This window comes from Novosphingobium flavum (assembly GCF_014230315.1).
GTDB lineage: Bacteria > Pseudomonadota > Alphaproteobacteria > Sphingomonadales > Sphingomonadaceae > Novosphingobium > Novosphingobium flavum.
Genome location: NZ_JACLAW010000019.1, coordinates 35,466 through 46,433, shown reverse-complemented (window position 1 = coordinate 46,433; position 10,968 = coordinate 35,466). Strand labels below are relative to the sequence as shown.

Genomic DNA, 10,968 nt, shown 5'->3' with positions numbered 1-10,968 from the left:
CCGCCGCCGCCCGCGCCGCCGCCGGGGCCACCGCGCCGGCCGTGCCGTCCGCGTCCGCCGGCAAGATCGTCGGCCGGGTCACGGCCGAAGCCGCGTCCCGGGCCGCCCCGTCCGCCGCCGCGCCCGAAGATCGCGCGTTCGCGGCCACGGCCACCGCCGAAGCGGTCGTCCGGTCCGCCCTCGCGGCCAAAGTCCGCGCCATCGCGGAAGTGTCGTTTCATTCTCATCGTGGAGTCCTTGATGTTTCTCATGGGCTCTAGATAGACCTATATCGGAATACGTCAAGATATATCGTAAAAATATCTGGAGTCAGACGCGAAGAAGGCGCCGCATCGCTGCGGCGCCTTCCTTTTTGGCCCGGGAGAGTAGGGCTCAGAGCGCGATCGAGAGGCTCGCCCGCGCGGTGTAGTCGGTCTTGCCCTGGGTCTGCTCGGCCCCGGCGGAGAGCTGCCAGGTATAGTCGAACCCGCCGAGCAGGACCCGCGCCTCGCCAACCCAGCCGCCCTTGATCGCGTCCGGCGTGATCGAGAACTGGTCGCCCGTGGTCAGGAAGCTGGCCGTGGTCGTGCCGAGGTTGCCGGACAGGACCGAGCGGCGCCCGGCCTCGACCTCGATCGTCAGCGGACGGTCGTCGCGGGTGGCGCGGCCCGCGCTCCACGCGGCGGTCAGCGTGGTCGTGGCCGTCGTGACCGAGCTGGTGCGTCCGGCAACGCCGAGGATCATCGCGGCCGTGCCCGCTTCGTTGTAGCCGTGCTCGCTCAGGCGATAGGCATCGAAGGTCGCCATCGGCTTGAGGCTGAAGTTGCCCGGCATCTGGAGCTTGTAGGATGCCCCCGCCGTGCCCGAAACCGCCCAGCCGGCCCACTTGCCGTCCGCGGTGTAGGTGAAGGCGGTCGAGCTGATCGCGCCGGTGAAGGTGCGCACCGAGGAGAGCGAGATGCGGTCCGCGGCAACCTTCGCGAAGGCGTAGAACGGCCCCTTGCTGAGACGCCAGAAGCCCGCCAGCTCGTAATTGTTGGCCTTGATGTCGTCGGTCGATCCATCGTGGATCGTGCCCGAGACCCAGCTGCCGGAGAAGCCGATGTAGCCGATCCCGGTCTTGCGCTCGAGCCCGCCCGACAGGCCGAAGCCATGGCTCGACCAGCCCATGGTTCCGGTGGCCGCCTTGGCCGCGCCGAACATCACCGGCTCGAGCCAGGCGCCGACGTCGCTGAAGTCGTACAGCGAGCTGTCGTCGGTCAGGTGGCGGGTGGTGAGCCGCGAGGAACGGGTCACGAAATCGAACACGGCGCCGGCATGGTCCGGGAGCAGGCCGTCCATCTGCGCCTGCAGCCCGGCGACGTCGGTCACTTCGAGCAGGCTGGTGCCCAGCGCGGTATCGGCAACGGCGGCATTGTAGATCGCATCGTAGGCCGCGCCCTGCGCCCGGGTCAGGCCGAGATCGGCCGCCGTCTTGCGGGTGATGGTGAGGTAGAGATCGTTGCCGGTGTTGCTGACCGAGCCGGAGAACAGCACCGGCAGTTCGGTCGAAGCCGAATCGAAGGTCGGGCTGCCGGACAGGGTCGCGGCGCTGAGCACGTGGTAAGTGCCCGCCGCGCTTTCCAGCGAGGAGATCGAGGCCGAGATCTTGGAGCCGCTGGCAAAGGTCGCGGAAGTGGCCGAGACGAGCGAGCTGGTGCCGGTCGAGCCGTCGATATAGGCCTTGAACGTGCCGCCCGAGGCCACGTTGAGCGTGCCGACGGTGAGGTTGACCACCTTGGAGGCGCCGAAGGTGGCGCCGCTGCCGACCGTGACGCCGAGCTGCGAGGTGCCCGAGGTGGCCGAGAGCAGAGCCGTCGCCGTGCCCGAGAGGGCAAGGCTGACCGGCTGGTCTTCGAGGTAGAGCCCCCCGGTGTATTGCGCGGTGCCGCTGACGGTGATCGTGCCGGTGCCGGTGCCGAGGTGGAGGTCGCCGTTCCATTCGGCATCGTTGCCGATCTGGATCGTGTCGTCGCCCGCGCCGGTATAGGCGCTGCCGGTGACCAGGCCGGTGTTGATGGCGATGGTGTCGTTGCCGCTGCCGGTCAGGATGTCGCCGGTGATCTTCGCATAGTCGATCGCGGAACTGGCACTGTAGCCCGCCGCGGCCTGCTCCGCGGCCTGCTCGGCCTGCTCGTAGGCGGTGAGCGACTGGGTGACGGTCACCCCGCTCGTGTTGTGCGAGAGGTCGATCGCGGCGGTGGTGTCCTCGCTGGTGCCGTTGACGGTGATCGCACCGTGGTTGACGATGGAGGTCAGCGTGCCCGAAAGGTCGCGGATCGCGTAGGACTCGCCCACTCCGGGCGAGCTGATCGTGGCCGAGATCGTCCCGCTGTTGGTCAGGGAGGTCACCGTCGAGCCGGCGTTGATGAGCAGGGCCGTGGCCGCCGAGTCAGCGGTCGTGGCGCTGATCGAGCCGGTCACGCCAATGCCGTTGGTCAGCGTGACATTGCCGCCCTGGCCGCCGATCACCACGCCGTAGGCGTCGCTCCGCGAGTAGACCGAGTTGGCCGAGATCGCCCCGTCGACCACCAGCGAGTAGGAATTGCCGTCGTTCGAGGTGGTGGCCCCGATGGTCGTGTTGGTCGCCCCGCCGATCAGCAGGGCCGCGCCATTGCCGACCCCGGCGATCGAGCCGCTGGTCGTGTCCGTGCCGGTCGAGGTGCACGAGGCCACGCCGCCGACCGTGGTTGGCGAGCAATAGGCATAGACCTTGATGCCGCCCGTGACATTGCCGCCTATCTCGACCGCGGCGGCCCCGACCCCGAGCGCGCTGCGCGAGAGGGTTTGCGTGGCGCTGGCATCGGTGGTGTAGGACGAGGCCTGCGACACCGCGCCGCTGATCTGGAACGACCCGTTGACATCGCCGCCGATGGTGACGGCCTGGGCGCCCTGGCCCACCACGGTTACCCCGCCGCCGATGTCGATGGCGCCGGTCACGGCCTGGGTCGCGATGCCGACGCTGTTGTCGCCCTTCACGTAGATCGTGCCGGTGTTGGTGAGATTGCCGGTATAGGTCCCGGCGAGGTTGATGCCGTAGGAATTGAGACCGTCGATCGTGATCGTGCCGCTGTTCTCGACCGAGCCCGAGGCGCCGGCACCGATCAGGATGCCCGCGCGGCCGGTCGCCAGGGCGATCGGCACGGCGGCGATGCCGTTGCTGTTGGTGTCGGTCGCGGAATAGGTCTCGAGCACGGTGATCGTGCCGTCATTGCCGACCGTGCTGGCAACCCCGGGGCTGACCGCGATGCCGGTGGCATTGTCGGCGCTGCCGACCGCGAGGGTGCCGCCGGAATTGATCGTCACCGCATTGGCGGAATTGACGGTCACCGCCGTGCCGCTCGAAACGGTGATCGTGCCGGCGCTGGCCACGGTGACGTCTCCGGCGCTGGCGGTGAGCAGCGGGGTCGTGGTCGCGGTGCTGACCGTGGTCGCGGCCTGGGCAGGGCTGGCGGCGAGCGCGAGGGCGAGCGGCGCGAGGGCTGCAGAGGAAAGGGCGGCGGTCAGGTGATTTCGGTTCATGGGTGTCCTGGCAATCCCGCGAAAAGGGTCCGGCTCCCGGGGACATGGGAGCCGGACCTTCAGGTTTACGCACGCACGCGAAAGGCCGTTTGGCCGCCGCGCTTCTGTTGCGAGGACATTCCCCGGGGGCTGAGGTCGGGGAACTTCGCCTCGGCCTGACAAACGGCGCTCCCGGCGGGACCCTTCGCCGTAACTTGTCGCAATTTGTCGCAAGTTGCGAATGGGGACGGATACAGCTTCGGTTCAGGTTGCGGCGCCGAAAAACCGGGTCCGGCGGCGCCCTCTCGCGCCCCGTGGCTGCCCCATTTCTTGCCCCATTTCCCCGGAGGTTTCGTGATCGGCCAAGGCGAGGTCCAGGACAGCGCTCCTGCCGGGCTGAACCGCTGCGCCGCGCCGTCCGGCCTGCCGAGCGATACCGCGTTGATGGAGCGGGTCGGGGCGGGCGAGGCGGGCGCTTTCGCCCTGCTGGTCGAGCGCCACTCCTCCACGCTTTACCGGGTCGCGCTGCGCATGCTGGGCGATGCCCACGATGCCGAGGACGTGGTGCAGGAATGCTTCACCCGGCTCTGGCAGCAGGCGCCGCGCTGGCGCTCGAGCGGGGCCGGGCCGATCGGCTGGCTCTATCGCACGGCGGTCAACCTCTGTTTCGACCGGCATCGGCGTCTGCGAATCGTCGCACCCGCCGCCGAACTGCCCGAGCAGGTGGACGAGGCGCCGCTGGCCGACGACCTGATCGCAGCCGGCGACACGTGCCGCGAAGTGGCCGGGGCGCTGGCCGATCTGCCCGAACGCTATCGGGCCGCCTTGGTCCTGTGTTATTACGAGGGTCTGTCCAATCAGGCCGCCGCCGATGTGCTGGAGCTTAACCTGAAGGCTTTGGAATCACTGTTGTTCAGGGCGCGTCGCCAGATGCGCGATCTGCTGGTGGCCCGGCAGGTCGGCGCGCGTGACGTGGCCCTGTGCGGCGATTCGGCCGTGGTCGGGGAGCGCGCGGCATGAGCGGGCGGACTTCCTCGGTGGACGGGTCTGTGGAAAACCTGTGGGAAGACCCGGCAGAAGCCGCCGCCCTCGATCGCCTGCTCGGTGCGCACCGCGTTGCCGTGCCCGAGGGGCTGGCCGCGCGGATCATCGCCGCGGTGCCGCAATTGCCGCAGCTTCCGGCCGAGCCGGATATCCCGCCGCCCGCTGAGGTGCCGATCGCCGTGGAAGCGGCGGTCACGGCTGGCGCCGCGAGTGTCACCGCGCTGCACGCACAGGCTCCCCTGAATTCAGGCGCGGCGCGCTGGCGGCGCTTTGCCGTGCCGGTCGGGCTGGGCGGACTTGCCGCCGCCGCCGCTTCGCTGGCCGCGGTGTTCCTCGTTTCGGCCCAGGGCTGGCAGGCTCCGGGCGCGGCGGAAACGGCGGCTCCCGCCGTGGCCGTCGCCGATCCTGTCGCTACTGCCCCGCTTGCCGCGCCGGAACTGGCGGCGGCCCCCGCGCCGGTCCTTCCGGCCGATGCGCACCTCACCGCGCGGCGAACCCCGGCCGCCACGCCGGTCCTCGCGCTGGGCAAGGTTGATGCCGTGCCCGTGGCGATCGATCCGGGCGCGCCGCCGCCCGCGCCGAGCAGCAGCGCCGCGCCCGAACTGGCCAGCAATTCGCTCAACCCCGAGGCTGCCGAGCCGCCGATCCCGCAGCTTTCCCCGGCCGAGGCGGCCGAGGTCGAGCGTCGGGCCACCCGCCGCGAAGCGCGCGAGGCCCGGCGTGAAACGGCGCCGCTGCCCGGCGTGAGCCCGGTCCCGGCGATGGGCCTGCGCGCCACCTCGATCGCGGTCACCCCTGCCGACCGCTGAGGCAATTTCGCTACTGTTTCAGATGCTTGCAATCACGGCATAGACGCGGTCGAGTGCCTCATCGTCGATGCAATAGGGCGGCATGACATAGACCGTATTGCCGAGCGGGCGGAGCAGGACGCCGGCTTCGCGGGCATGGGCCATCAGGCGCGGGGCGATAGAGGCGAGATAGCCTTCGCCGCCAGGCAGGTCGCAGGCGGCGATGGTTCCGCAGGTGCGCGGATTGTCGATGTTTTTCAGGGCGTTGAGCCGCGCCTTCTGGCGCTGGGCAAGCATGGCGATGCGGGCCGGGACGGGTTCTTCGCGCCAGATCGCGAGGTTGGCATTGGCCGCCGCGCAGGCGAGCGGGTTTGCGGTGTAACTGCTTGAATGGAAGAACATTTTCGCCCGGTCGTGGGAAAGGTGGGCGGCGTAGACCGGTTCGCTGGCCATGGTGACGGCGAGCGGTATGGCGCCGCCGGTCAAGCCCTTGGAAAGACACAGGATATCCGGGGAGACCCCGGCCTGCTCGCAAGCGAGGAGCGTGCCGGTGCGGCCCCAGGCGGTCATCACCTCGTCGGCGATGAAAAGCACGCCGTGGGCCGCGCAGATTTCGCGCATCTGTTTGAGAACGCTAGGGGAATAGACCAGCATGCCGCCCGCGCCGAGCACCAGCGGCTCGACGATGAAGGCCGCCGCACCGGTCCTGCAAGCGGTGTGCAAGGCGTCGTAAGTGGCCTGCTCGCGGCCCGGTGCGGGGAAGGGCACCGGCACGACGTCGAACAGCAGCGGAGCATAGGGCGCGTTGAACACCCCGCGCTGGCCGACCGACATCGCCCCGATGGTGTCGCCGTGGTAGGAATGTTCCATCACCACGATCTTGTGGCGCGCCTCGCCCCGATGCGCCCAGTAGCCGAGCGCCATCTTGAGCGCGACCTCCACGCTGGTCGAGCCCGAATCGGAGAAGAACACCCGGGTCAGGTTCTCGGGCATGATCCGCACCAGTTCGGCGGCGAGGTCCTCGGCGGGCTGGTGAGTCCAGCCGGCGAAGATCAGCTGGTCGAGCCGCTGCGCCTGCTCCGCGATGGCGGCCATGATTTTCGGATGGCAGTGGCCGTGAGTCGTCACCCACCACGAGGAAATCGCGTCGATCCAGCTGCGGCCGTCGGCGCCGTGGAGCATGGCGCCCTCGGCGCCGGCGATCAGCGGGATCGGCTCGCCAAGGCCGTGCTGGGTGAAGGGGTGCCAGACCGGTGAACTCATTGGAAGTCTCCGGCGCTGAAGTTGGCGGCGAAAGCGGCGGCGAGGCTGTCCGGCGTCAGCTCGCCGAGCAGCGGCAGGCGGCCGAGGCGCTTTACCCGGCCCATTTCGGCGATGGTCGCCTCGTTGTCCTCGTTCGCCGCGCCGACGAAGGCCACGCCGAGAACGGGAATCGCGCGGGCGCGCAGGGCTTCGAGCGAGAGCAGGCTGTGATTGATCGTGCCGAGCGAAGTGCGGGCGACGAGGACCACCGGGGCGGTCCAGCGGGCCATGAGATCGGCATAGAGCAGCGAGCGGGTCAGCGGGACGAGGAGCCCGCCCGCGGCCTCGACCACCAGCGGGCCTGCACCCGGCGGGAGGGCGAGGCGGGCGGGGTCGATCTCCACCCCGTCGATCTCGGCCGCGCGGTGGGGGGAGAGCGGGCTGGCGAGGCGGTAGGCCTCGGGATGGACCCGTTCGGGGGCGAGACCGGCGAGGCGGGCGACTTTCTGCGTGTCGGAGCCGCCATCCTCGTCCGGCCCGGCCTGGACCGGCTTCCAGTAGCGCGCGCCAAGTGCATGGGTGAGCGCGGCGGCAAAGACGGTCTTGCCCACGCCCGTGTCGGTGCCGGTGACGATGATCGTGCTCATGGGGCCAAGGTGCTCATGGGGGGCCTTTGCCACAGCAGGGTGGCGATCTGGTAGGTGGCGCGCGCGCCGTCCCGCTCGAAGCGGCGCATCACCGCGCGCAAGGGCCCGGGGCCGAGCGGACGGTGGCCGGGGGCGGGCGTGCCCGCGCCGATCGCCTTGACCGCGCGGAGGAAGTCGCGGGCGTCGACATGGACTTCGCTGACCGGTTCTAGCGTGAGTTCGGCGCCCGGAAGCATGGCGGCGAGCGCCTGCGCCGAGGGATAGGCCGGGGTGCCGGAGCGGAGGCCGAGCGCTTCGTGCGCCGCGCGCCATTCGGCGAACGTGCCCTCGGTCAGAGTGGTCAGGGCCAGCCAGCCGCCGGGGCGCAGCCAGCCCGACAGGCGGGCAAGGGCGGCGGGGAGATCGTCGAACCACTGCGCAGCAAGGCTGGCGGCGATCAGGTCGAACGGGCCCTCGCCGGGCATGGCGCCGTGTTCGCCGTCGAGCGGGGCGAAGGTCACGCCCGGCCTATCACCGATCCGGGCGCGGGCGCGCTCGATCATGGCGGGGGCAAGGTCGGTGACGAGGGCCTGCCCGGTGAAACCGGTGCCGACCAGTGCGGCGGTCAGGAAGCCGGTGCCGCAGCCGAGTTCGAGCATGCGGGGGCCGGGGCACAGCGGCAGCGCGGCGATCCGGGCAGCGAGGGCGCGGGCGGCATCGGCCTGAATGCGGGCATTGGCGTCGTAGGCGGTCGCGGCGGCGAAGGCCGAACCGATCCTTTCGCGGCGTCCCGTCTCGTGGGCGGGGGGATTCATGCGAGGGCCTCCACGGCGCGGCGGATGGCCTTGGCGCAGGCTTCGGGCGCGGTCAGCGGGAGGAGGTGGCCGCCCGCGGCGAGCGTGGTCGCCGCGAGGGCGGGGGCGCGAGCGAACAGCGCGGCCTGCATGGCGCTCGGCACGATCGGATCGTCGGCGGCGTGCAGCGCTTCGACCGGGAGCGTGACGGCGCGGCGCAGGTCGCTCTCGCCCAGCGCGGCGAGGTCGGCGCGCAGGCATTCTTCATCGCGGATCGGCGGGGGCGGCGGCGCGGCGCAGCGGGCGCGAAAGTCGGACAAGACAGCCTCGGGGGCGCTGGCGAAGCGGGCGGCCATGCGCTGGGTCAGCCGGGCGGGGACGCCGGGAAAATCGCCCCGGGCGGTGAAGCAATCGAAGCCGTTGATCGCAACGATGGCGCGCGAGGGCGGGGCTGCCAGCGCGCGCAGGGTGCCGAAGGAATGGCAGACGGCGACGGCGCCGCGCGGCACTTCGCGAGGCTCCGCGAAGTAGCCGCGATCGTCGGCACGGCAGTCGAGATCCGCCAGCAGCGGCAGGACGCGCTGCCAGAGCGAGGCGTCGAACCCCCAGCCGTGGTGAAAGGTGACGATCATGCCCGGGTTCCGAGCGCCGCCAGAAGCACGTCGATATCGCCCGCGCCGTGGGCAGCGCTGAGCGCGAGGCGCAGGCGGCTGGTCCCGGCGGGCACGGTCGGCGGGCGGATCGCGGCGGCGAGCAGGCCGGCCTCGGCGAGGCGGGCGCTGAGCGCGAGCGCATCATCCTCGGCCCCGACCAGCGCGGGGACGATCTGGGTGGTCGAACCGAGGCTGTCATAGCCCTGCGCGGCAAGGCCCGTGCGCAGGCGTTCGGCCAGGGCGGCGAGGTGGGCGCGCTCGGTGTCCATCGTCGGCACGAGGTCGAGCGCGGCATCGATCGCGCCGAGCACGGCGGGCGGCGGGGCCGTGGTGAAGATGAAGCCCGAGCAGGCGTTGACCAGCCAGTCGCACAGCCGGCGCGAGCCCGCCACGTAAGCCCCGAACGAACCGAGCGCCTTGGAGAAGGTGCCCATCACGCAGTCGATCCCGGCGATTCCGGCGGAAAGCCCCTTGCCCTGCGGGCCAAGGACGCCGGTGGCATGGGCCTCGTCGACGAAGAGGAAGGCATCGCGGCGCCGGGCGATGTCCGCCAGCGCGGCGAGGTCGGCGCGGTCGCCGTCCATCGAATAGACGCTCTCGACGAGGATCAGCCGGGCGGGAGCGTCGCGGCCGCGCGAATCGAGCAATTGTTCGAGATGGGCAAGGTCGTTGTGGCGGAAGCGGTGCTGGCGCGCGGCGGCCAGCCCGGCGTGGAACGAGGCGTGGACCAGCCGGTCGCTGAACACGGCGGCGCCGGGCGCTGCGGCGAGCAGGGCGGGGAGGGCGGCGGCATTGGCCTGCCAGCCCGAGGCGAAGAGCAGCGCGGCCTCGGTGCCCTTGAACGCGGCGATTTTCGCTTCGAGCGCGAGGTGCGCCTCGCGCGTGCCGGTAACGAGGCGCGAGGCGCCGGAGCCTGCGCCGAGCCGGGCCGCCCATTCGCCCGCGCGCCCGGCCAGCAGCGGGTGGCGGGCCAGGCCGAGATAGTCATTGCTCGAAAAGTCGATCAGTTCGCGGCCATCGCGCACGATCCGGCCGGGCGCGCCGGGCTCGGCGGCGCGCAGGCTGCGCCACTGGCCGCGCGCGCGGACCTTGGCCAGCGCGTGCTCCAGCCGCTCGTCGAAGCTGTTCACTTCAGGAGCAAATGCTCGCTCCGGCCCTGTTCAGGCGGGCGGGCTCGGTGCTGGCCAGCGGCTTCAGGCCAAGGCGCTTGAACATGGCCGCGTCGCTGTCGTCCCCGGCATTGGGCGCGGTCAGCAGCTTGTCGCCGGTGAAGATCGAGTTGGCGCCGGCGAGGAAACACAGGGCCTGGGTCGCCTCGCTCATCGATTCGCGGCCCGCCGAGAGGCGGACCATCGACAGCGGCATGGTGATCCGGGCGACGGCCACGGTGCGGACGAATTCGATATCGTCGATCTTGGCGAGCGGCGTATCGGCCAGCATGTCGCCCAGCACGGTGCCCTTGACCGGCACGAGTGCGTTGACCGGCACGCTTTCCGGATGCTGCGGCAGGGTGGCGAGGGCATGGATGAAGCCGACCCGGTCCTCGCGCGTCTCACCCATGCCGACGATCCCGCCGGTGCAGACGTTGATCCCGGCCGCGCGGACATTGCCGATGGTTTCCAGCCGGTCCTCGAAGGTGCGGGTGGTGATCACCTCGCCGTAGCGTTCGGGCGAAGTGTCGATGTTGTGATTGTAGTAGTCGAGCCCGGCTTCGGCGAGCTGGTCGGCCTGCGACGGCGTGAGCATGCCCAGCGTCATGCAGGTTTCCATGCCCAGCGCCCGGACGCCCTTCACGATCTCGACGATCGCGGGCATGTCGCGCTCCTTGGGGTTGCGCCAGGCCGCGCCCATGCAGAAGCGCTGCGAGCCGTTGTCCTTGGCGCGGGCGGCGTTCTGGAGCACTTCGCGCACGTCCATCAGCTTGGTCGCCTTGACCCCCGATTCCGCGCTGGCCGACTGCGAGCAGTAGCCGCAGTCTTCCGGGCAGCCGCCGGTCTTGATCGAGAGCAGGGTGGCGAGCTGGACCTCGCCCGCTGCGTGGTGGGCGCGGTGCACCTCCGCCGCGCGGAACACCAGCTCGGTAAAGGGCAGGTCGAACAGCTCGGCGATCTCGGCGCGGGTCCAGTCGGTGCGGGGGGCGGGCTGGGCGGTGCGCTCGGCCCGGGTGGGGGCGGGAGCCTCGATCGTTGGCATGGGGCGGGGTCCTGTTGTCATTCCAGCCTTGGCGGAATCGCTGTCTTTGCGGTTCCTGTACGACCGGGGGGGCTGTGCGGCAAGACTGGGGGGCGGGAAGGTCCCGGGG

General features: G+C 70.8%; 9 protein-coding genes and 1 pseudogene. 2 read left to right on the top strand and 8 right to left on the bottom strand.

What is annotated here, in order from left to right; translation table 11 throughout:
* Positions 1–227: pseudogene (locus tag H7F51_RS18145) on the bottom strand (hypothetical protein); the annotation flags it as partial.
* 145 nt (positions 228–372) lie between these two features.
* Entirely contained in the window at positions 373–3,540 is a 3,168-nt protein-coding gene (locus tag H7F51_RS18140) for an autotransporter domain-containing protein (protein ID WP_185665737.1), read from the bottom strand.
* A gap of 333 nt (positions 3,541–3,873) precedes the next feature.
* Between H7F51_RS18140 and H7F51_RS18135 the strand changes: the two genes are divergently transcribed.
* Together H7F51_RS18135 and H7F51_RS18130 are read left to right on the top strand one after the other, a co-directional pair.
* Positions 3,874–4,539 carry an RNA polymerase sigma factor gene (locus H7F51_RS18135; RefSeq protein ID WP_343061332.1) on the top strand — a complete coding sequence of 222 codons (666 nt, stop codon included), beginning with the start codon at positions 3,874–3,876 and terminating at the stop codon, positions 4,537–4,539.
* On the top strand, positions 4,536–5,372 hold the full coding sequence (locus H7F51_RS18130) for a hypothetical protein (protein ID WP_185665736.1): 837 nt from the start codon (positions 4,536–4,538) through the stop codon (positions 5,370–5,372). The genes H7F51_RS18135 and H7F51_RS18130 overlap by 4 nt, the downstream gene beginning before the upstream one ends.
* Positions 5,373–5,390: 18 nt before the next feature.
* Here the strand turns inward: H7F51_RS18130 and H7F51_RS18125 are convergent, their stop codons facing one another.
* Genes H7F51_RS18125 through bioB form a run of 6 tightly spaced genes read right to left on the bottom strand, consistent with a single transcriptional unit; the run spans position 5,391 to position 10,859 of the window.
* The gene (locus H7F51_RS18125; protein ID WP_185665735.1) at positions 5,391–6,614 is read right to left on the bottom strand and encodes an adenosylmethionine--8-amino-7-oxononanoate transaminase; all 1,224 of its coding nucleotides are present in this window, start codon (positions 6,612–6,614) and stop codon (positions 5,391–5,393) included.
* A complete protein-coding gene (bioD, locus tag H7F51_RS18120) occupies positions 6,611–7,240 on the bottom strand; it encodes a dethiobiotin synthase (RefSeq protein ID WP_185665734.1) in 630 nt (209 codons plus the stop codon). The genes H7F51_RS18125 and bioD overlap by 4 nt, the downstream gene beginning before the upstream one ends.
* On the bottom strand, positions 7,237–8,034 hold the full coding sequence (locus tag H7F51_RS18115) for a methyltransferase (RefSeq protein WP_185665733.1): 798 nt from the start codon (positions 8,032–8,034) through the stop codon (positions 7,237–7,239). The genes bioD and H7F51_RS18115 overlap by 4 nt, the downstream gene beginning before the upstream one ends.
* The gene (locus H7F51_RS18110) at positions 8,031–8,645 is read right to left on the bottom strand and encodes an alpha/beta fold hydrolase (protein WP_185665732.1); all 615 of its coding nucleotides are present in this window, start codon (positions 8,643–8,645) and stop codon (positions 8,031–8,033) included. Before H7F51_RS18110 ends, H7F51_RS18115 begins: the two co-directional genes overlap by 4 nt.
* On the bottom strand, positions 8,642–9,796 hold the full coding sequence (locus tag H7F51_RS18105; RefSeq protein WP_185665731.1) for an aminotransferase class I/II-fold pyridoxal phosphate-dependent enzyme: 1,155 nt from the start codon (positions 9,794–9,796) through the stop codon (positions 8,642–8,644). The genes H7F51_RS18110 and H7F51_RS18105 overlap by 4 nt, the downstream gene beginning before the upstream one ends.
* A gap of 1 nt (position 9,797) precedes the next feature.
* Entirely contained in the window at positions 9,798–10,859 is a 1,062-nt protein-coding gene (gene bioB / locus H7F51_RS18100; protein WP_185665730.1) for a biotin synthase BioB, read from the bottom strand.
* Positions 10,860–10,968 lie beyond the last annotated feature (109 nt).

What these genes read in the sequence shown, in the direction of transcription:
- bioB (WP_185665730.1), bottom strand. Translation starts at nt 10,859, where the DNA reads ATGCCAACGATCGAGGCTCCCGCCCCCACCCGGGCCGAGCGCACCGCC.
- H7F51_RS18140 (WP_185665737.1), bottom strand. Translation starts at nt 3,540, where the DNA reads ATGAACCGAAATCACCTGACCGCCGCCCTTTCCTCTGCAGCCCTCGCG.
- H7F51_RS18115 (WP_185665733.1), bottom strand. Translation starts at nt 8,034, where the DNA reads ATGAATCCCCCCGCCCACGAGACGGGACGCCGCGAAAGGATCGGTTCG.
- H7F51_RS18130 (WP_185665736.1), top strand. Translation starts at nt 4,536, where the DNA reads ATGAGCGGGCGGACTTCCTCGGTGGACGGGTCTGTGGAAAACCTGTGG.
- H7F51_RS18110 (WP_185665732.1), bottom strand. Translation starts at nt 8,645, where the DNA reads ATGATCGTCACCTTTCACCACGGCTGGGGGTTCGACGCCTCGCTCTGG.
- H7F51_RS18125 (WP_185665735.1), bottom strand. Translation starts at nt 6,614, where the DNA reads ATGAGTTCACCGGTCTGGCACCCCTTCACCCAGCACGGCCTTGGCGAG.
- bioD (WP_185665734.1), bottom strand. Translation starts at nt 7,240, where the DNA reads ATGAGCACGATCATCGTCACCGGCACCGACACGGGCGTGGGCAAGACC.